Genomic DNA, 20,051 nt, shown 5'->3' on the forward strand with positions numbered 1-20,051 from the left:
TTGCACCCTGGACGCAGCATCAATGCAAACTGGGGCATGCCCACCGTCGTCGCCTTCCACGCCCACCCCGACGACGAAGTGATCCTGACCGGCGGCACCCTGGCTCAAGCCGCGGCCGCCGGACACCGGGTGGTGGTGGTCACCGCGACCGACGGGGACATGGGCGACGGGACACTCAGCCACCGTCTCGACGAGTTGCGTTCCAGCACAGACACTCTCGGCGTGCATCGGGTGGAATGCCTGGGCTACGCGGACAGCGGGCACGGCCCCGACTTCTACCCGGACCCGCCGGGTCGGGTCCGGTTCGCGCGCGCCGATCGCGACGAGGCCGCCCAGAAACTGGCCGACATCCTGCGCGCCGAGAACGCCGATCTGCTGCTCAGCTACCAGGCCAACGGCGGCTACGGGCACCGCGATCACATCCAGGTGCATCACGTCGGCAAGCGGGCCGCCGAACTCGCGGCGACCCCGCGGGTGCTGGAGGCGACGATGCCGCGTGAATTGCTGTGCCGGGTGGCCGAGTTCGCCACCCGGCTGCGGCTGCCCGCACCGTATGACCTGGATGTCGCGCGCACCGCGTACGCGCCGCGGGCGACCATCACCCACCGCGTCAACGTCGCCGGATTCGCCCGGCAGAAGCGCGACGCGTTCGCCGCGCACCACTCGCAGATCGGCGACACCGGGGTGAAGGCACGCGCCTACCGGATGCTGCTGCGGCTGCCGCCCCAGCTGTTCGGGCTGTTGTTCCCATGGGAATGGTTCGTCGAGCCAGCGGCCGCGCCGGGCACCATGCACCGCGACATCTTCACCACAGCCTGATCTCCCCGGCGCCCAGGTCGACGGCGGCATCCACCACCGCCCGGTCGATCTGCCGCAACGCGTGCGAGGCGGCCAGCACCGCGCGGTCCTCGGTGCCGGTGTCGACGGTGTCCAGCAGGTCGGTGACCGGCCGCATGTCCAGCGCCTCGCGCTGATCCAGGATCGCCACCAACGCGTCGATGTTGCGCCGGTTCTGTTCGGCTGCCGCGGTGAACGCGTCGGACAGCTCCGACGACAGCGCCGGGGAGCTTTCACTGGAGCGGGCCAGGGTGCGCGCGTAGTGGTCGCAGGCCTTCAGCAGCCGCAACCCGCGCCGGATGCTGGTGCGCCCCGCCAGACCGGCGATCCCGACCGTCACCGGCTTCGCGGTCTCCCGGAACTGCTGCAGTTGGCGGTGCAATCCGCGGGCCTGCTCGGTGGCGCCGACCGCACCGGCGGCACCGACCAGCTGACCCACCGACTCCTCGACCACCGCCGACAGCGTCGTCAAGAACGCGTGCGCATCGCGGCGGATCGCGGTGCCGGTGCGCGCCGGCAGCACCAGCAGCGCGACGGTCACCCCGATCACCGACCCGATCGCGGTCTCCTCGATCCGCAACACCAGCAGGTCCACACTGAACTGGCCGATCAGCCCGTAGAGCAGCGCCAGCATGGTGGTGATCCAGAAGATCATCAGCCCGTAGGCCACCTTCATCACATAGAAGGCGCAGAACAGGCAGACGAAGATCGACACCAGCGACACCGCGGCGTCCCCGGACAGCGCGGTGGCGACCAGCACCCCGGCGGGCACGCCGAGCACCGTGCCGACCAGCCGCTGCCAACCCTTCGTCAGGGTTTCGCCGAACGAGGCGGTGCCGGCGAAGGTGACGAACGCGGCGATCACCGCCCAATACCAGCGGTCCGGGGACACCAGCTCGCCGACGACGATCGCCAGCGACCCGGCGATCGCGACCTGGATGGCCTGCCGGGTGGTCGGACGCAGCCCGGTGTCGGGCGCGGCCTCGGGTTCCGGTTCCGGGGTCGCGACGACGTCAAGCGGGCCGTCGGCGCCGCGCTCGGGCAACGCCCGGATCGCGCTCATCACCGCGGTGGTGTCGATGATCGCCATCGCCACCCTTCGCACCTCGACGCCGGTCCCGTCCACCAGCGCCTCGGCGGCCTTGCCGGCCCGCGCCAGCCCGCCGAATCCGGGGGCGCGCATCTCGGCGGCCAGCTCCCGCAACGCGGCGGCCAGCTGCCCGCGCACCGTCGCCGCAACGTCGGCGTCGGTCACCCGCTCGGCGGTGACCGCGACCCGTTCGATGGTCAGCTCGGCGTCGAACAGCCGCAACGCCAACTCGGCGCCGCTGACACCGGGCCACACGGTCGCCGGGTCGACGTTGTCCTCGAGCTGGCTTTGCACCATCAGCGCGGTCTCGTTGAGGCGGGCCACCCGGATCCGCAGCCGGCGTCGGCGTCGCTCATCAACCCGCTCGGAGCGCACCACATCGGCGGCGGTGTCGACCACGATCGCCATCCGGGCGCGCAGCGACCGCACGGTGCGGTGCAGCAGCCGGTCGGGCCGCTCGGGCAGCACATAGGTGGTCATCACGAAGCTGCACAGGGTGCCCACGGCGACCGCCATGATCAGCCACGGCAACTCGGCGACACCGGCGCGCAGGAACAGCGAGAAGAAGTAGGTCATCACCGCGACCATGCCCAATGACGTTCCGCGGGCACCGAATCGGCGGATGTAGACCGCGACGAACAGGATCAGCACGAACGCGACATCGGCGGCCACCCGGTGCGGGGCCAGCACGGTGGCGGTGGCGATGGAGGCCGCGGCGGGCAGCGGCAGCAGCGCCAAGGTGACCCGCTGCCGGCGCGGGTCGGGATCGTTGACACCGCGCGCCGACACCATCGCGACCACGGCGCCCAACAGCGCGACGGTCAACGGTTGCCCGGTCGCCTTCGTCAACACGCCGAGCACCAGCAGCGCCACCCCCAGCGCGAGCGTGGTGCGGCCGGCCAGTTGCAGGCGCAACAGCCCGGGATCCGAGCCCAGCGCCCAGGTGCGGGCCTGCTCCAGGCGGGTGGTCACCGGCCGAAATCCACGGGCGCTGGTTCGGGGTCCATCGCTCCTATCGTCCCCCCTTAGGGGGTGATGTCGCGAAATCGCCCCGAAAAACACTTGGGGCTGGCAGGACAGTGCCTGCCAGCCCACGTGTGCGTTGCTACGCGTGCCTAGACGGGGGTGACCCCGGTAGCCTGGGGGCCCTTGCTCCCCTGGCCGATCTCGAACTGGACCCGCTGGTTCTCCTCGAGCGAACGGTAACCGTTGCCCTGGATCTCGCTGTAGTGAACGAACACATCCTCAGCGCCGCCATCGGGAGCGATAAAGCCGAAGCCCTTTTCGCTGTTAAACCATTTCACAGTTCCCTGTGTCATACTTTCGACTTCTCTCATTCAGATTGGATGCAGAAAACACCCGGCCCGTAGCCTAGCACGGGCAAAAACAGCCGCCCGAATCCTGAGTATTTCCGGTTATTTTCGTGCGGAAAGCGACGACCTTCTTTTGCGCAGCAGGGTGTAGCGTCGAGGTGGACGTCTCTCGCCGTCGGTGAACTCCGGTGTGATGCCGAAATTAAGCCGCTGCAACCGGATTCGTTTGCGATCCCCACAGCCGTGTGCCGGGTCGACCCCGAGTGGAGGGACTCGCCATGGATCACCGAGATTGCCATCCCAGTCGCGTTGCGGCGGCCTCGGATTCGTCGACGACGGCACCATGAAATCGTTCACGCGCGGTCGGCGCCTGGCCAGCCCGGTGCGGCTTGCGCTGGCCGTGGAATTACGCAGCGACCTGGACGGCGCGTGGTGGCCGCACACCGCGTCGCTGGCTCGGGAGCTTCCCGAGCTGCTGGACGGCCTGGTCGGACGGTTGGGCGAGATCACCGGCATCAGCGTCAATTGGTCGTCGCTGGCGGGGGCGCCGAATTTCAATGCGCTGGAGCTCGCCAAGGAAACCGATCCTCGTCGCGCCCTGGGTGACCAGCGGATGATGACGATCAGCGGGGCCACGGCCTCGGCGACGTTGCTGGTCATCCCCTGTCGGACCTCGGTGGCGCTAGCGATCATGGTGCTGCGCCGCGCGGCGGACCTGCCCGTCTCGCCGGCAGAACGCGATACCGCGACTTTTCGCACCGCCGACCAGCTGGTCCGCGCCGCACGTGCAGAAAGTGTCCGGTGCGCTCTGCGGGACCGGGGCGCCGCGGATCCGCCTGTCGCCGATTGACGTGTCGCGGCTGGTCGATGCCGGTGTGCACTAGGGTTGCTGGGCGTGACGGCGCCCACCCGCTGGACCCTGGCTGATGGCCGCGAGCTGCTGTTCTTCGCGCTGCCCGGCCACACACCGGCGCCGGTGCCGGACCGCCGCCCGCTGCCGGTCCGCGACCCGTCCCCGTCGCAGCTGCGCTACGACCGGGCCACCGGGCAGTGGGTGATCATCGCCGCGCAACGCCAGGACCGCACCTACAAGCCGCCCCCCGAGGCGTGCCCGCTGTGCCCGGGACCCAGCGGGCTGAGCAGCGAGGTGCCCGCCGCCGACTACGACGTGGTGGTGTTCGAGAACCGGTTCCCCAGCCTGGCCGGTGTCGGAGCGGCCCCGGATCCGGCCGAGGGTGCCGCCCCTGGTTACGGCCGCTGCGAGGTGATCTGCTTTTCCGCCGACCACACCGGATCGTTCGCCGGGCTGCCCGCCGAGCACGCCCGGCTGGTGGTGCGGGCCTGGCGGCACCGCACCGCGGAATTGATGACGGTGCCCGGCATCGAGCAGGTGTTCTGCTTCGAGAACCGCGGCGAGGAGGTCGGGGTCACGCTCGGGCATCCGCACGGCCAGATCTATGGCTACCCGTACCTGACGCCGCGCACCGAAACCATGTTGGCGCGGGCCCGCGAGCATCGAAACCGGCACGGCGGCAACCTGTTCGTCGACCTGCTGGCCCGCGAGCAGGCCGACGGTGTGCGAATCGTGGCCCGCGACGAGCTGTTCACCGCGTTCGTGCCGTTCGCCGCCCGCTGGCCCGTCGAGGTGCACCTGTACCCGAACCGGTTGGTGCGCAACCTGTGTGAGCTCACCGACGCCGAACTCGTCGGCTTCACCGCGATGTATCAGGATCTGCTGGCCCGGTTCGACCGGCTCTATCCCACCCCGCTGCCCTACATGGCCGCACTGCACCAGTACACCGAGAAGCAGCCCGACGGCTACTTCCACGTCGAGTTCATGTCGATCCGGCGCGGTGCCGCCAAGCTGAAGTATCTGGCGGCCTCGGAGTCGGCGATGGACGCGTTCATCGCCGACGTCACCCCCGAAGACGTCGCGGCCCGGCTGCGGGCGCTGTGATCACCTACTCCGCGCCCGGCCGGGTCAACCTGATCGGCGAACACACCGACTACAACGCCGGTTTCGCGTTGCCGATCGCGATACCGCAGCGCACCACCGTCACCTTCATACCGGCCGGCGCCGACGCCATCACCGTCGACAGCGAGCACGCCGACACCGTGGTGCGCATCGGATTGGACACCGCTCCCGGCGAGATCACCGGCTGGGCCGCCTACCCGGCCGGGGTCATCTGGTCGCTGCGCCGCGCCGGCTATTCGATGCCGGGCGGCACGATGACGATCCGCAGCGACGTCCCGATCGGATCCGGGTTGTCGTCGTCGGCGGCACTGGAATGCGCGGTGCTCGGCGCCCTCACCGCCGCCACCGGCACCCGCATCGACCGCCTGGAGCAGGCCCGCCTCGCGCAGCGCGCCGAGAACGACTACGTCGGCGCCCCAACGGGTCTGCTCGACCAGCTGGCCTCCCTGTTCGGTGACCCTGCCCACGCGCTGCTGATCGACTTCCGCGACCTGGTCGTGCGGCCGGTGCCCTTCGAGCTCGACGGGGTGGCGCTGCTGCTGATCGACTCCCGGGCGCCGCATCAGCACGTCGGCGGCGAGTACGCGGCGCGACGCGCGTCCTGCGAGCGGGCCGCCGCTGACCTGGGGGTGTCTTCGCTGCGGGAGGCGGTGCGGCTCGACGGGATTGCCGACCCGGTCGATGCCCGCCGGGCCCGGCACGTGCTGACCGAAAACCAGCGGGTGCTGGATTTCGTTGCCGCGCTGGACCAATCGGATCTGGTGGCGGCGGGCCGGCTGATGACCGCGTCGCACGCGTCGATGCGCGATGATTTCGAGATCACCACCGCACACATCGACCTGATCGCCGACACCGCCGAGCGGGCCGGTGCGCTGGGTGCCCGGATGACCGGCGGCGGCTTCGGTGGCTGCGTCATCGCGCTGGTGCCCGATGGCCGGGCCGCCGCCGTTGGCGACGCGGTGCGCCAGGCGGTGGCCGACGCCGGACACCCGGCGCCGGAGATCACCCGCACCCACGCCGCGGCGGGCGCCCACCCGACCCGTTGACTGTGCGCGTAGGGCGCAGTCCACTCACACTTTTGCGCCGTACGCGCAGAGTCAACGTCGATTAGCCGATTAGATGAGTTCGTTTTTGGTCAGCCAGCGCATCACCGGCCAGCCGATGAACACCGGCAGCCAGCAGGTCAGCACCCGATACAGCAGCACCGCGGGCACCCCGACCGCCGCCGGCACCCCGAACGCGGCCAGACCACCGATCAGGGCGGCCTCCACCGCGCCGATACCGCCCGGGGTCGGGGCGGCCGAGGCCAGCGTGCCGCCGACCATCGTCACCACGGTCACGGTGACGAACGACGTGTTGCCGCCGACGGCTTCCACGCTGGCCCACAGCGTCAGCGCCGCGCCCAGCGTGGTCCCGACCGCGCCCAGCACGATCAGGCCCAGTCGCCGCGGTTCGCGGGATATTTCGATCAGGTCGGCGGAGACCTCTTTGAGCCGGGGCCGCACCGCCGTGGTCAACCAGCGGCGCAGATTCGGCACCAGCAGCACGGCGCCGATAATCCCCAGCGCCACACCGGCAATCAGATACAGCAGCGTCGGGCTGGGCACGAAATGCGACAGATCCGCCGAGGCGCCGGCCGCGGTGGTGAACACGATCAGCAGCGCGACGTGCACGATCACCTGCACCGTCTGCTGCAGCGCGACGGCGGCGGTGGCGCGCAGCGTCGAGAGCCCGTTCTTCTGCAGGAACCGGGTGGACAGCGCCAGCCCGCCGACCCCGGCCGGGGTGGTGGTCGCGGCAAACGTGTTGGCCACCTGCATGATCGACAGATTGCGCAGGCTCACCGTCCCGTTGGTGCAGGCCCACAGCGCGGCGGCCGCACCCAGGTAGGTCAGCGACGACACCGTCAGCCCGAGCAGCGCCCACCACCAGTTCGCGGTCCGCAGCTGGGAGGAGAACGTCGGCACCGCGCTGATGAACGGGTAGGCGACATAGACCAGCGCCACCAGCAGCACCAGCTGGATCAGCTGGCTGCGGCTGAACCGGGTGATGGTCGCGGTGCGGATCTGATCGGCCCCGGTCTGCTTCTTGACCTCCTCGCGGGCCGCGGCGATCACCGCCTTGTCGTCGCTCACCGATCCCCGGATACGGCCCGGCACCGCTGTTTTCGTCAGCCGCCGCGACCCGGCCAGCACGGTGTCGCGGCCGAACACCTCGATCGCCGCGGTCACCGCCGCCTCGGGCGAGTACAGCGCCGACGTCGTCACCAACAGCTGCGCGATGTCGGATTGCAGCTGCGCGTCGGTGGCGCCGTATTCGGCGTTGTCGAACCCGCCGAACAGCACCGCGTCGTTGTCGACGGTGATCTCGGTGCTGCACAGGTCGCCGTGCGAGATCCGCCGATCGTGCAGCCGGCGCAGCGACTCCCACACCTGGATGACCGGGGTGTCCTCGGTGCAACCGCAGATCGGCAGCCCGCGCGGCGGGGTGTGCGCATACAGCGTCCAGCCCCGCTCCAGGGCCGTCAACGCGATCGTCGAGGTGTTGGCCACCCCCACCTCGTCGATCGCGACGGTCATCAGCGCGCGATGCTGAACGGCCCGATACAGCGACGCGTGGATCGGGGAAGTCTCGGTGGTGCGCAGCCGCAGCTTGCGCCACACCTGCCGCAGCGCGCCGCCGCTGCGCTGGTTGGGGCCGTACAGCTCGATCACCGCCGGGGTTTCGGCGATCGCCGACAGCACCAGCGGGCCGCGGCCGGCCGGACGGATGACGGTCAGCCCGGCGACCGCGCAGCCGCTGCGCGACAGCGCCCGCACCGCGCTGTCCAGCGGCACCTCCAGGGCCGGGGTGCCGACCACCAGGATCACCAACGCGCCGACGAACCAGCCCACCGCCAGCCCCAGCAGCGAGCGGGCCGGCACGATGGCGCTGACCACCAGGTGGATCGGGACGAACGCCAGCAGCAGCGTCCACCACCAGCGCCGCCACCGCGACGGCAGCCACGGCCCGGACACGGTCAGCATGGCGGCCAGCATCGCGATCCAGCGCGGGTCGTCGAGGAACTGCGCCAGTGTGGTGGCCAGCCGTTCGGACAGGTCGAAATGCCAGCGGGGTGCGGCAATCCCCTTGCCGGTGATCGACAGCGGCAGCACCGCCAGCACCCCGGCCACCGCGTAGGCGCCCAGCAGGGTCCACTGCCGCCCGGCGATCAGTCCGATCAGGATCATGAACGGCAACGCCAGGATCGCGACGCCGTAGGCCAGGTACACCAGGTTGGACTGGGTGGGGGACAGCACCCCGACGATCCGCGAGATGGACCGCTCCAGGATCACCCATTCGTAGCGGGTGACCAGCGAGCTGGTGATCACCGCCGCCAGGAACAGCGCCGCCAGCGCCAGCCGCAGGATGTCGTTGGTACGGCGGGTCAGCGGTTGCAGCAGACTGCCGGTGACCCGGATGTCGCGCCCGTCAACTCGCATGGTGTCTCAACTTAACCGGACAGCTGCCCGAAGCGGGTCACAGCGGTCAGATCATGTCGTTCTGGGCCAGCCAGCGCATCACCGGCCACCCGGCGAACACCGGCAGCCAGCAGGTCAGCACCCGGTACAGCAGCACCGCGGGCACCCCCAGCGCCGCCGGCACCCCGAACGCGGCCAGACCACCGATCAGGGCGGCTTCCACCGCGCCGATACCGCCGGGGGTGGGTGCCGCCGAGGCCAGCGTCTCGAAGACCATGGTCACCATCGCGACGGTGACGAAGCTGATGCCACCGCCGAACGCCTGGATGCTCATCCACAGCGCCACCGCCGCGCCCAGCGTCGTCCCGGCGTCGCCGAGCACGATCAACACCAACCGTTTCGGTTGGCGGGCAACGTCGATCAGCGCGGTGGACAGCTCCTTGAGTTTGGGATGCACCGACATGGTCAGCCAGCGCCGCAGCCGGGGGACCAACAGCAGGGTGCCGAGGATTCCGAGCGCGGCACCGCCGGCCAGGTAGAGCACCTCGGCGTCCGGGACGATGTTGGCCAGCTGCGACGAGGTGCCCGCGGCGATGCTGAACCCGGTGAGCAGGCACAGGTGCACGATCACCTGCACCGTCTGCTGCAGCGCCACCGCCGCGGTGGCCCGCACCGCGCTCAGGCCGCTGCGCTGCAGGAACCGGGTGGACAGCGCCAGCCCGCCGATCCCGGCGGGTGTGCTGGTGGCGGCAAACGTATTGCCCACCTGCATGATCGACAGCCGCGTCCAGCTGACCACACCGTCGGCGCAGGCCCACAGCGCGGCCGCGGCACCGACATAGGTCAGCGCGGTCACCGCCAGCCCGGCCAGCGCCCACCACCAGTTCGCCCGGGTCAGGTCGACGAAGAACGTCGGCACCGCGCTGATGAACGGGTAGGCGACGTAGACCAGCGCCACCAGCAGCACCAGCTGGATGAGCTGGCTGCGGGAGAACCGGGTGATGGTGGCCGCCTGGATCTCGTCGGTTCCGGTTTGTTGCATGACCTCGCCGCGGACCCGGTTGATCAGTGTGGTGGCGTCGTCGACCGAGGCCCGGACCCGCGCCGGGACAGCGGCTTTGGTGAGCCGGCGCGACGCGTCGAGCACCGCGCCGCGGCCGAACACCTCGATGGCCGCGGCGACCGTGGACTCCGACTCGTAGAGCGCGGCGGTGGTCACCAGCAGCTGGGCGATGTCGGAGTCCAGCTGGGCGGCGGTGGCGCCGTATTCGGCGTTGTCGAAGCCGCCGAACAGCACGGCGTCCTCGCTGACCGTGATGTCGTCGGCCCGCAGGTCGCCGTGCGAGATCTGCTGCCGGTGCAGGGTGCGCAGGGATTCCCAGACCGCGGTGATCGGTGTGGTGTCGGCGCATTCGGCCAGCGGGACACCGCGCACCGGCCGCGAGGAGTACAGCGTCCAGCCCCGGTCCAGGGTGGCGGTCGCGACGGTGGTGGTGTTGGCCACCCCGATGTCGCCGACCGCGATCGACATCAGCGCGCGGTGTTCGATGACGCGGCGCATGGAGGCGTGCAGCGGCGGGGTTTCGGTAGGCCGCAGCCGGGCGGCGCGCCACAGCTGGCGCAGCACACCGCCGATGCGTTGGTGCGGCCCGTACAGCTCGAGCAGCACGGCGTGACCCGGATCGGTCGAGGTGGCCAGCAGGGACAGCCCGCGACGGCGCGACGGCCGCAGCACCGTCAGTTCGGAGACGACGTAGCCGCGCCGGCCCAGCGCGCGGACCGCGCCGTCCAGCGGAACTTCCAGCGCCGGGGTGCCGACGGCCAGGATCACCAGCGCCCCGACCAGCCAGCCCACCGCCAGGCCCAGCAGCGCGTGGTGCGGCACCAGGGTGTCGATCATCAGGTGGATCGGGATGTAGGCCAGCAGCAGCGCCCACCACGCGCGGCGCCAGCGGGTGGGCAACCACGGCCCGGCCACGGTGAGCACGGCGGCCATCATCGCGACCCAGCCCGGTTCGTGCAGGAAGCTCAGCAGGCCGGTGCCGGGCTGGTCGGACAGGTCGAAATCCCAGTGCGGCAGTTTGAAGGTGAGATCATCGAGCGACAACGGCACCGCGGCGAGCAGCCCGGCAGCCACCGACGCGGCCAGCAGTTTGGCCTGCCGGGCGATGACCAGGGCGATCAGGATCGCGAACGGCAGCGCCAGCATCACCAGCCCGTAGGCCAGGTGCACCACCTTGGACTGGGTGGGCGAGAGCGGGTCGAGGATCTGGGCGATCGACTTCTCCAGCGTCACCCATTCGTACCGGGTGATTTTCGTGCCGGCGGTGACGATCGCCAGGAACAGCAACGCGCCGGCCAGCCGCACCAAGTCGCTGGTCCGCCGGGTCAGGGGCTGCAGCAGGCTCCCGGTGAACTCGATGTCGCGTCCGTCTACCCGCACGGTGTCAGTAGCTAACCCCGGTCAGCTTCTCCGACTCCTCCCAGAGCCGAAGCCACAGCGTCATGTCTTTCGATAATCCGCTGGACGGACAGGGCTGCACGGGGCCGCGATTGCCCCCCATCCGGGTGGGCCCCCAATAGATCGCCGGGTCGGCGTCGGGCATGGTCCCGGCGAACAGCATGGATTCCGCGGCCCGCCGCGGCGACTGGCCGACCAGCGCCACGCCGTACTTGGCGACCAGGTCCAGCGGGGTGCCGGTGTTGGTGAACAGGTCGGTGGCCGACACCCCGGGGTGCACGGCGTAGGAGCGTTTGGTCTCGCCATTGGCGGTGAGCCGGCGTTGCAGCTCGCGGGCGAACATCAGGTTCGCCAGCTTCGACTGGGCGTAGGCCAGGATCCGGTTGTAGCGGCGGTGCTCATAGTTGAGGTCGTCGACCCGGAAGGTGGGGGTCTGCTTGTGCGCGATGGACGACAGGGTGACGACGCGGTCGCTGATCTTGTCCAGCAGCAGACCGGTCAGCGCGAAGTGGCCCAGGTGGTTGACGCCGAGCTGGGTCTCGAAGCCGTCCTTGGTCCGGCTGAACGGGACGTACATCAGGCCGGCGTTGTTGATCAGCACGTCGAATGCGGATTGCTGCGCGGCGAATTCACGGACCGACGCCAGATCGGCCAGATCCAGCGGGGCCACCGTGACGTCGCCGGTGATGGTGTCGGCGATCTGCTGGGCCTTGGCGGTGTTGCGGCACGCCATCACCACGGTCGCGCCTTTGTCGGCCAGTACCCGGGTGGCGACTTCGCCCAATCCGCCGTTGGCTCCGGTCACGACGAACGTGCGGCCGGTCTGGTCGGGGATCTCAGCTGTTTGCCAGGCCATGCCGGTCACACTATCTCCGCGGCCACCGCGCACCTGGAACTAGGGTTCGTAGTCTCATCCGTCTCATCCGTCCCGAGCGCCGGGGCATGTGTCGATCTGCCCGGGTCTGAGCGACAGTGCCGGCATCGGCCCAGGTGGGCGATCACCGCCCGACCGTCGCGTCGTCACCTGCGTCCCCGGCGTCCCACCCGGCCCATTCACCCCAGATTGTCGCTGGTGGGCGGGTGCCCGGCTATCAGCGACAACGGGGGTGGTGACGGCCGTTGTGGGCCCCCGCGGCCGCATCCGCCGCCAGCCCCGCTCGGAGCCGGGCACCGGGTTCTCGGCGACAATCCGTGACCTACGTGGCCACCGAGACGGGAGCGACGCACAGGACCATAGACCCGTCCGGTCACCTGGGGAAACACCGGGTTGTCGCGCGGAGGCGGGCAGATCGGCACATGCTTCCGCTGCCGCGACCACAGTGACGGGTGAGGCGACCCGGTCAGTCGTCGGTGGGATCGGCGGCCAGTTCCGCCTCGAGCACCTCGTCGACCAGCGGCACGTGGATGACCTCGCCGGCCACCGCCGGCGGCGCCCACCGCGCGGCGTCCAGGCCGTACTTCTCGGTGAGGAAACGCAGCCGGTACACCTGTTGGGCGCGGGTGAACGTCAGGTGCGCCAGGCGTGCGTTGAACCCGCCGTTGAGCACCGCGCCGACGATCGGGATGGCCTGGGCGACCTTGCTTCGCACCAGCATGAAGCCCAGCGTCGAAAACACCTTCTCGGCCACGTTGACCATCTGCCGCTGCTGCAGCTTGCGCCGGATCGCGGCGTGCGAGAGCTGAGTGGTCAACCGCGACAGCGACGCCAGCGCCGCCGCCTTCTCCCCGGCATTGCCGGCCACCGCGTAGGCGATCACCCCGGAGGCGAACACCTCTTCGTCGGGTTCGCGCACGTCGTAGCCGTAGTGGGCGGCCACCACCGCCACGATGCGGCCCATGCCCACCATCACCGTCGTCACGTCGGCGGCGATCGCCGACACCGCGACCAGCGCCGTGGTGCCGCCGGTGACCACCGCGGAGACCACGCCGCCGGTCACCGCCAGCGACGAGGCGGCGCCTTCGGCGGCGGCCAGCGCGATGTAGCGCTCCTTGCGCTGCGGCACCGACGCGTCGCACAACTGCAAGTCCAGCGCGCGCACGTCGTCGTAGGACTGCACCGTCACACCGGCCTCGGCGAACATCGCGAAGATCCCGTCCGGGGTGACCGAGCCCAGGCCGCGTTCCACCAGGACGCTTTGCAGTCCCTCCATCGTCTTGGTGATCGCGGCATCGACGGTGTCGATGGTGGCCTCGGCGCCGGGCACCCGCTGCGCGGCGGCCCGCGCCCGCTCCGTCGCGTCGCGGGCGCGTTGCCGGATCCCGCGGGTCCAGTCCTCGAAACGATGGGATTGGTGGTGTTGCTTGTCGGCCTCGGCTACCAGCGCGTCCCAGGCGTCGCGCTCATAGGCCGACATGTCCGCAGCGGTGGCCACCATTCCGAGCCTAATAGGCGGGGTGCTGACTGAAAACGCCCTCCCAGCGGCGCAACCCCCCGATTCTGCGGGCCGTGTGTCAGCTGGGAGGGCGTTTTCAGCAGCCACCGCGCCTACGACCCGGCGCCCCGCCCGAAATAGAGCTCCTGGGTGGCGACGCAGACCAGCTGACCGGCCCGGTTGTACATCGTCGAGGTCGCCAGGCCGCGACCGGCGACGCCGCTGGGCGAGAACTGGTCGGACAAAACCCAATCCGACAGATCGACCGGCCGCTGAAACCACAGCGCATGGTCGATCAGCGCGTTGAACGTGCTGGCCGGGGTCGCCCGGCGCATGCCGACCGCGGTCTCGACCATGGTGGTGCCGGACAGGTAGGTCAACAGCGCGCTGTGCAGCGCGGCGTCGGCCGGCACCGGCTCGGCGGGTTTCCACCACAACCGGATCCGCGGCGACGCCTCGGGAAGGTCCTGGGCCAGCCGCGGCGGCGGGTCAATGTAGCGCAGGTCGAACGGGTGCGGCTGCACCCAATACCCGCCGAGCTCGTCGGCGTAGGCCGCCAGCTGCTGCTGCGACGACGGCAGCGAGTCCGGGTCGGGCACCTGCGGCATCGGCTGCTGGTATTCGGGTGCCTCGACGGCGTTGGTGAACGAAGACAGCACCTCCAGCAGGATCTGGCCGTCCTGGCGGGCGGTGACCTGCCGCGTCGACAGGGTGCCGCCGTCGCGGGCCACCTCCACATGCAGGTCGACCGGTCGCCGGGCGTCCCCGGCCCGCAGGTAGTAGACGTGCACGCTGTGCGGGGTGCGGCCCGGTGCGGTGCGGCTGGCCGCCATCAGCGCCTGGCCCGCGATGTGCCCGCCGACGATGTGGTGATGCGGGTTGTCGAGCTGGGTGGCGACGAAGTGCTGCTCGTCTACCCGCTCGACGTCGAGAGTTTTGACGACGTCGGCCAGGGTCGGTTGGCGGAAGGACACCTGGTCATGATGCCGCAGCCGGCTCGGGCCGCGACCACGGTGGCGCCGGGCGATGGGTGCTCGGTAGCGTGGGGTGCAGTCGACAAAAGGATTCGGAGGCCATCAATGGACCGGGTGCTCGGTCTTTCGATGACATCAGAAGTTGTCCGGTGGGTACTGGTCGACGGGGCTACCGGTGCGGGCGCGACCCTCGATCGAGGCACGCTGGACATTCCCGACCTCGCGGCATTCGACGCCGAAGACCTGCTCACGACACTGCCGGATCGCGGCGATGATGTGGATGCCGTCGGCCTGAGCTGGTCCCCGGGTACCGAGACGGCGGCCACCAAGGTGTGCGCGGCGCTGGGCAGCGTCGCGCAGGGGACCGCGGTCACCGGCGTGCAGGCCAGCGAGGCGCTGGCCCGCGGTATCGCCCAGCTCGCCGGCTACGACTTCCTGGTGGTGTGCACCGTGGAACCCGACGAGACGATCGTCGCGACCGTCAACGGCCAACGCGTCGCCGCCCAGCGCGTCGACCGCACCGACGCGCCGCTGATCGAGCACGTCGTCGCGACCGTCGACGGGCTGCGGCCCAGCCCGGACGCGATCTTCGTGCTGGGCTCCGGGGACACCGAGACATTGGCGTCCGCGCTGCGGGAGGTGACGATGCAGCCGGTCCTCACCGCCGCCGAAGGCCAGCTGGCCCTGGCCCGCGGCGCGGCGCTGACGGCGGCGCTATCGCGCGCTGTCGCGGTGCCCGAGGTTCCGGTGGTGACCAGGTCGACGCCGCAGACGACGCGGACCAAGGCGGTGTCGGCGGTGCTGGCCGCCGCGGTGGTGGCGTTCGTGGTGTCGCTGTCGCTGGCCGTCGTACCGCACCGCAGCCCGCAGGCGCCCCCGCCGGTGCCGCACAGCATGGCGGCGGGTCCCGTCGCGCAACCCCTGCCCAAGGCGGCGCCGCCACCCGTCGCGCCCGCTCCCGCCCCACGTGCCCCGGGTGCCGCCCCGGCGGAGCTGCAGACCCTGTACGGGCCGCCGCCGGGCGCCGGACCCGAGCCGCGGCTGCGTGACCGCATCATCCAAAAGATCCCGCTGCTCAACCGATTCTGATGCGGTGACCCCGCCGTCCGCACCTGATATCGACCTGACCGACGGCGCCTACTACGCCGCCGGCCTGCGCGAGGCCTACCGGTGGATGCGGCTGAACCAGCCCGTGTTTCGGGACCGCAACGGGCTGGCCGCGGCCGCCAGCTATGCGGCAGTGATCGACGCCGAACGCCACCCGGAGCTGTTCTCCAACGCCGGCGGCATCCGGCCCGGGGTGCCGGCGCTGCCGCACATGATCGACATGGACGACCCGCAGCACCTGGTGCGCCGCAAACTGGTCAATGCCGGATTCACCCGCAAACACGTTCTGGAACAACGGGCTTCGATCGCGGCCCTGGTCGACGACCTGATCGACCGGGTCTGCGAGCGCGGGGAATGCGACATCGTCCGCGACCTGGCCGGGCCGCTGCCGATGGCCGTCATCGGAACCATGCTCGGCGTACCCGCCGAGCAGCACGCGCAGCTGCTGGCGTGGTCCGACGACCAGATGAACGCGTTGTCGTCGACCGCATCCGATCAGGCCGTGCAGGCGGCGGTGGCGGCCCGGGTGGCGTACACCGAGTTCACCCTGCAGGCCATCGCGGATCGTCGCGCCCGGGTCAGCGATGATCTGACCAGCGTGCTGGTGCACGCCGAGGTGGACGGCGCCCGGCTGACCGATGAGCAGATCGTGTCGGAGACTCTGTTGCTGCTGATCGGCGGGGACGAGACCACCCGGCATACCCTGTCCGGCGGTCTGGACGCGCTGCTGCGGAACCGTGCGCAGTGGGATCTGTTGCGGCAGCGGCCCGATCTGCTAGGGAGCGCGGTCGAGGAGATGCTGCGCTGGACGTCGCCGGTGAAGAACATGTGCCGCACCCTGACCGCCTCCACGTCGTTTTATGGAACCTCGTTGGCCGCCGGCGAGAAGATCATGCTGCTGTTCGAGTCGGCCAATTTCGACGAGACCGTGTTCGATCGCGCCGATGTGTTCGACATCCGGCGAAACCCGAATCACCACCTGGCGTTCGGGTTCGGCACCCACTTTTGTCTGGGCAACCAGCTGGCCCGGCTGGAATTGCAGATGATGACCGGGCGCATCGTGCAGCGGCTGCCCGATCTGCGGCTGGCTTCTGACGCGCCGCTGCCGCTGCGCCCGGCGAACTTCGTCAGCGGCCTGGAGTCGATGCCGGTGATCTTCACCCCGAGCGCCCCGGTGCGCTCCGGGCGCTGACCCCGCCCCATCCGTCACACCCGCCCCGAATCCCAGGCCGGACATGACACCGGAATTCGATATCGCCGGCGATATCACCGGCAGCAGACCGTAGGGTGTCAGCCACGGCGATCGGGAGGACATGTGACGCGCACCATCGAGGAACGCCTCGCGGCCCTGGAGCAGGTCGAGGCGATCAAAGCCCTCAAGCACCGCTACTTTCGGGCCTGCGACGCCAAGGATCCCGACACCCTGCGGTCCTGCTTCAGCGACGCCGCCGACATCTCCTACGGCCCGCTGGGTGACTTCAGGGACGCCGACCACCTGGCCGCGGTGTTTCGGCGCATCGCGCTGCACACCGTGGACGGTCGCCCGGTGATCCTGGACATGCACCACGGCATGCATCCCGACATCACGCTGACCGGTCCCGATCGTGCCGCCGGGCGCTGGACGCTGAAGTTTCGGCAGCTCAACCTGATTGAGCGCACCGAGCGGCTGCTCACCGGCGACTACGACGACGACTACGTCCTGCAGGACGGCGCCTGGAAGATGTCCCGCAGCCATTTCCGCCAGCTGTGGTCGATCACCCGCCCGCTGGACGGGGTGGTGGAACAGTGACCCGGGTCGCGTTGATCACCGGCGCCAGCCGCAGCGTCGGCAAGGGCATCGCGCTGGCGTTGGGCTCCGACGGCTGGACCGTCTATGTCACCGCGCGCCGGGAGGGGCCGCTGGATGCGACCGCCGCCGCGGTGACCGAGCGCGGCGGCACCGGGATCGCGGTGCGCTGCGATCACCGCGACGACGAGCAGATCGCCGCCCTGTTCGCCCGCATCGCCGACGAGCAAGGCCATCTGGATCTGCTGGTCAACAACGTCTGGGCGGCGCCCAAGGGTTTCGCCGGGTTCACCGAGAAGTTCTGGCAGCGCCCGCTTTCCGACTGGGATTCGCTGATCGGGGTGGGGTTGCGGGCCCACTATGTCGCGTCGGTGCACGCCACGCAGCTGATGGTGCCGTTAGGGTCGGGTCTGATCGTCAACATCTCGTCGTTCGGCACCCGCGGCCATCTGCACTCGGTGCTCTACGGCATGTCCAAGGCCGGCCTGGACAAGATGGCCGCCGACATGGCCGTCGAGCTCGCCGGCACCGGGGTCAGCGCGGTGTCGCTGTGGCCCGGGCTGGTGAAGAACGAGATGATGGTGGCCTCCGGGCTCACCGATTTTCAGGGGTTCTCGCTGGCCAACGCCGAGACACCGGAGTTCATCGGGCGGGTGATCGTCGCGCTGGCGGGCGATCCGGATCTCGGTGCGCGCAGCGGGCACACGCTGATCACCGCCGAAACCGCCCTGGATTACGGCGTCACCGATGTCGAAGGCAACCAACCCGACTCGCACCGGAAGCTGTTCGGTGGCGGCCCGCTGTACTGAGTGGCTGTAACGCCTGTCGCATCTGCACCAATTTCCAGGTCATATGTGGCGCTGGAATCCGATATCGGGGGTGATATCAGGGCCACGGCCATCGTGCGTCCGGCGAAGCGGTTACGCCGGTCAATCGGCGACCATCCGTGCCGCGGAACCCATTTCGCGTTGGCGGCGGATCTCGTAGCTGCCCGGCGCGATGCCCATGTAGCCGTGCTCGGGATGGCACAGATAGGCAACCGAACCGTCGGGCACGGTGAGGGCGGCAACCCGCATATCCCAGGCGGTCACGGGATCGCAGAAGACCGGTCCGTCGGCGGCGTAGATGGCGTGGGTGTTGCCGCCATTCTCGCCGCGCACCACCGGTGTCCCCGACACCGGCACCTCGGTCGTGGCAGTGCAGGCGGCGGGCAGCACCAACACATCGCCTTGGCGCTGCATGCCGGCGTGCACCGGGATATCGAACTCGGTGTCGTGGTCGGTGATCACCTCGACGCCGGTGAGCTGACTCAGATCACTGATCGTTGCCATGGTGGTGTTCCTTTCTTTGGGTGGGTCAGGTGGCCCGGGTCAGGGCGGCGTAGTTGGCTTCGGAAAGGTTGAACGTCCAGGCCGCGGCCGCCAGCGCGCTGCCGCAGTCCGCGGGCACACCCAGCCCATAGTGGTGGCGGGTGCCGTCGCGTTCACGGGTGGCGTTGGCGCATACCAGCACCCGGGTCGGCCGCCACTCCGTAGCGGGCAGCTCGTATAGGCGCAGCCACTGGCCGGGGTTGGCCGGATCGGGCGCCTGATCGAGCAGCGTCAGTTCGGCGGAGGACGCGAATCGATCCCAGCCCATCCGCTCGATCGCGCAGCGGCGCACCTCAGCGTTGTGCTCAGCCAGGATTCGTTGTGCACTCCAGCCGGTTTGGATCAGATCGCCGGGCACCGGCGTACCGTGCCAGAAGTGCATGGACCAGCCGTCGGCCCACCGAATCGCGGGACCGGAGGCGTTGTGCAGCCGGAAGCGACCATTGGATGATTCAACGTGAAAATCGACCGGCCGGTCGCACACCATGACGAAATCTCTGGTCGGCCACCACCAACGGGTCAGGTAGCTATCCTGCTGGGCGCGGCTGGCGTGCCGCAGCTGCTCACAGCAGGACAGCTCCTCGGCGAAAAATGCGGTCAGGGCTGCCCAGCCGTAAAGGCCGAACGTGAGGTCGCGGCTCCACTGCCACGGGAGCACGTCGTTGGCGGCCCGCTGCACCGCAACGTCGATCTCGATGTCGACCGCGGTACTGAGCCGCCAGTTGATATCCCGGCAGGCCTGTCGATAAGACTCCTGGTCGACGACACCCCGCAACGCCTCGGGGCTTGGGGTTCTCGGCAACTCCACCCACAACGGCCGACGCCGACTGGCGGCCGGCCGACCGCCGGGCGGAGTAGCGGCCAGGCCGTCGCGCACCGCCGCGCAGGCCGCGGTGCGCACCGCAGCGGCAAACCGGGCGTCGACACCTGACCCCATCACCGCGGTAACTGTGGCGGCGATGACGGTCGCGTCGGGTGGGCGGGTGCGACGACGCACCCGTCGCAGCGCGATCAGCGCAATGGGCGCGGCCTGCGCAGCAATGACCGGGGAGCCCACCCGGACTACCGCTGCGGGCCAGGGGCGATCGGCGGCGGCATAACGGTGACGCATCCCGGCTTCCCATGCCTGCCACTCGTTTTCGGTCAGCGGTGTGGTGCACCACGCGCGTGCTAGCCACTCCTGGACGTGGGATGTCACGCGGTCACGCTGCGCGGCGGTGAGTTCGGTTGGCTGATCCATCGTGTGCCTCTGTCTGTCAGGCGGCCCGGTTTGGGTGTGACGCTAAACCCGGGCACCGACAAGTC

General features: G+C 69.9%; 17 protein-coding genes and 1 pseudogene. 9 read left to right on the forward strand and 9 right to left on the reverse strand.

Translation table 11 applies throughout. The features are described from left to right. Positions 1 to 36: 36 nt before the first annotated feature. On the forward strand, positions 37 to 819 hold the full coding sequence (locus AC5Y36_RS06820; protein WP_500040113.1) for a PIG-L deacetylase family protein: 783 nt from the start codon (positions 37 to 39) through the stop codon (positions 817 to 819). Here the strand turns inward: AC5Y36_RS06820 and AC5Y36_RS06825 are convergent. Together AC5Y36_RS06825 and AC5Y36_RS06830 are read right to left on the reverse strand one after the other, a co-directional pair. Beyond that, entirely contained in the window at positions 806 to 2,899 is a 2,094-nt protein-coding gene (locus tag AC5Y36_RS06825; protein WP_500040114.1) for an FUSC family protein, read from the reverse strand. The two genes, AC5Y36_RS06820 and AC5Y36_RS06825, sit on opposite strands and share 14 nt — an antisense overlap. A 143-nt stretch (positions 2,900 to 3,042) precedes the next feature. Continuing rightward, the gene (locus AC5Y36_RS06830; RefSeq protein ID WP_500040115.1) at positions 3,043 to 3,246 is read right to left on the reverse strand and encodes a cold-shock protein; all 204 of its coding nucleotides are present in this window, start codon (positions 3,244 to 3,246) and stop codon (positions 3,043 to 3,045) included. A gap of 337 nt (positions 3,247 to 3,583) precedes the next feature. On the opposite strand from AC5Y36_RS06830, the gene AC5Y36_RS06835 reads away from it, so the two are divergent. From AC5Y36_RS06835 to AC5Y36_RS06850, 4 genes and pseudogenes are all read left to right on the forward strand, one after another. Next, positions 3,584 to 4,090, forward strand: a complete 507-nt coding sequence (locus AC5Y36_RS06835) for a DUF5994 family protein (RefSeq protein WP_500040116.1) — start codon at positions 3,584 to 3,586, stop codon at positions 4,088 to 4,090. 45 nt (positions 4,091 to 4,135) lie between these two features. Continuing rightward, a pseudogene (locus tag AC5Y36_RS06840) lies at positions 4,136 to 4,201 on the forward strand (galactose-1-phosphate uridylyltransferase); the annotation flags it as partial. Beyond that, positions 4,178 to 5,197, forward strand: a complete 1,020-nt coding sequence (galT, locus tag AC5Y36_RS06845) for a galactose-1-phosphate uridylyltransferase (protein WP_500040231.1) — start codon at positions 4,178 to 4,180, stop codon at positions 5,195 to 5,197. The pseudogene AC5Y36_RS06840 and the gene galT, both read left to right, overlap by 24 nt. Further along, the gene (locus tag AC5Y36_RS06850) at positions 5,194 to 6,261 is read left to right on the forward strand and encodes a galactokinase (RefSeq protein ID WP_500040117.1); all 1,068 of its coding nucleotides are present in this window, start codon (positions 5,194 to 5,196) and stop codon (positions 6,259 to 6,261) included. Before galT ends, AC5Y36_RS06850 begins: the two co-directional genes overlap by 4 nt. Positions 6,262 to 6,330: 69 nt before the next feature. Here AC5Y36_RS06850 and AC5Y36_RS06855 read toward each other — a convergent pair whose 3' ends face one another. From AC5Y36_RS06855 to AC5Y36_RS06875, 5 genes are all read right to left on the reverse strand, one after another. Continuing rightward, the gene (locus AC5Y36_RS06855) at positions 6,331 to 8,697 is read right to left on the reverse strand and encodes a flippase-like domain-containing protein (RefSeq protein WP_500040118.1); all 2,367 of its coding nucleotides are present in this window, start codon (positions 8,695 to 8,697) and stop codon (positions 6,331 to 6,333) included. A 46-nt stretch (positions 8,698 to 8,743) separates the two neighbouring features. Next, entirely contained in the window at positions 8,744 to 11,119 is a 2,376-nt protein-coding gene (locus AC5Y36_RS06860; RefSeq protein WP_500040119.1) for a lysylphosphatidylglycerol synthase domain-containing protein, read from the reverse strand. Between the two features lie 4 nt (positions 11,120 to 11,123). Then, entirely contained in the window at positions 11,124 to 11,993 is an 870-nt protein-coding gene (locus tag AC5Y36_RS06865) for an oxidoreductase (RefSeq protein WP_500040120.1), read from the reverse strand. A gap of 484 nt (positions 11,994 to 12,477) precedes the next feature. Beyond that, positions 12,478 to 13,509: an EcsC family protein gene (locus AC5Y36_RS06870; RefSeq protein WP_500040121.1), complete on the reverse strand. Its 1,032-nt coding sequence runs from the start codon at positions 13,507 to 13,509 to the stop codon at positions 12,478 to 12,480. 113 nt (positions 13,510 to 13,622) lie between these two features. Beyond that, positions 13,623 to 14,483: an acyl-CoA thioesterase gene (locus AC5Y36_RS06875; RefSeq protein ID WP_500040122.1), complete on the reverse strand. Its 861-nt coding sequence runs from the start codon at positions 14,481 to 14,483 to the stop codon at positions 13,623 to 13,625. A 105-nt stretch (positions 14,484 to 14,588) separates the two neighbouring features. Between AC5Y36_RS06875 and AC5Y36_RS06880 the strand changes: the two genes are divergently transcribed. From AC5Y36_RS06880 to AC5Y36_RS06895, 4 genes are all read left to right on the forward strand, one after another. Beyond that, a complete protein-coding gene (locus AC5Y36_RS06880) occupies positions 14,589 to 15,572 on the forward strand; it encodes a DUF7159 family protein (protein WP_500040123.1) in 984 nt (327 codons plus the stop codon). A gap of 28 nt (positions 15,573 to 15,600) precedes the next feature. Next, the gene (locus tag AC5Y36_RS06885) at positions 15,601 to 16,782 is read left to right on the forward strand and encodes a cytochrome P450 (protein ID WP_500040232.1); all 1,182 of its coding nucleotides are present in this window, start codon (positions 15,601 to 15,603) and stop codon (positions 16,780 to 16,782) included. A gap of 123 nt (positions 16,783 to 16,905) precedes the next feature. Beyond that, on the forward strand, positions 16,906 to 17,379 hold the full coding sequence (locus tag AC5Y36_RS06890) for a nuclear transport factor 2 family protein (protein ID WP_500040124.1): 474 nt from the start codon (positions 16,906 to 16,908) through the stop codon (positions 17,377 to 17,379). Next, positions 17,376 to 18,185 carry an SDR family NAD(P)-dependent oxidoreductase gene (locus AC5Y36_RS06895; protein WP_500040125.1) on the forward strand — a complete coding sequence of 270 codons (810 nt, stop codon included), beginning with the start codon at positions 17,376 to 17,378 and terminating at the stop codon, positions 18,183 to 18,185. Before AC5Y36_RS06890 ends, AC5Y36_RS06895 begins: the two co-directional genes overlap by 4 nt. Positions 18,186 to 18,305: 120 nt before the next feature. Here the strand turns inward: AC5Y36_RS06895 and AC5Y36_RS06900 are convergent, their stop codons facing one another. Continuing rightward, positions 18,306 to 18,707, reverse strand: a complete 402-nt coding sequence (locus tag AC5Y36_RS06900) for a DUF8820 family protein (RefSeq protein WP_500040126.1) — start codon at positions 18,705 to 18,707, stop codon at positions 18,306 to 18,308. Between the two features lie 25 nt (positions 18,708 to 18,732). Further along, positions 18,733 to 19,986 (reverse strand): DUF6745 domain-containing protein, encoded by a 1,254-nt coding sequence (locus AC5Y36_RS06905; protein WP_500040127.1) that lies wholly within the window; start codon positions 19,984 to 19,986, stop codon positions 18,733 to 18,735. Positions 19,987 to 20,051 lie beyond the last annotated feature (65 nt).

This window comes from Mycobacterium sp. NGS50 (assembly GCF_059812545.1).

Bases quoted from the DNA above. Each gene is read 5' to 3' on its own strand.
- AC5Y36_RS06880 (WP_500040123.1), top strand. From the start codon at position 14,589: ATGGACCGGGTGCTCGGTCTTTCGATGACATCAGAAGTTGTCCGGTGG.
- AC5Y36_RS06835 (WP_500040116.1), top strand. From the start codon at position 3,584: ATGAAATCGTTCACGCGCGGTCGGCGCCTGGCCAGCCCGGTGCGGCTT.
- AC5Y36_RS06855 (WP_500040118.1), bottom strand. From the start codon at position 8,697: ATGCGAGTTGACGGGCGCGACATCCGGGTCACCGGCAGTCTGCTGCAA.
- AC5Y36_RS06820 (WP_500040113.1), top strand. From the start codon at position 37: ATGCCCACCGTCGTCGCCTTCCACGCCCACCCCGACGACGAAGTGATC.
- AC5Y36_RS06900 (WP_500040126.1), bottom strand. From the start codon at position 18,707: ATGGCAACGATCAGTGATCTGAGTCAGCTCACCGGCGTCGAGGTGATC.
- AC5Y36_RS06905 (WP_500040127.1), bottom strand. From the start codon at position 19,986: ATGGATCAGCCAACCGAACTCACCGCCGCGCAGCGTGACCGCGTGACA.
- AC5Y36_RS06865 (WP_500040120.1), bottom strand. From the start codon at position 11,993: ATGGCCTGGCAAACAGCTGAGATCCCCGACCAGACCGGCCGCACGTTC.
- AC5Y36_RS06830 (WP_500040115.1), bottom strand. From the start codon at position 3,246: ATGACACAGGGAACTGTGAAATGGTTTAACAGCGAAAAGGGCTTCGGC.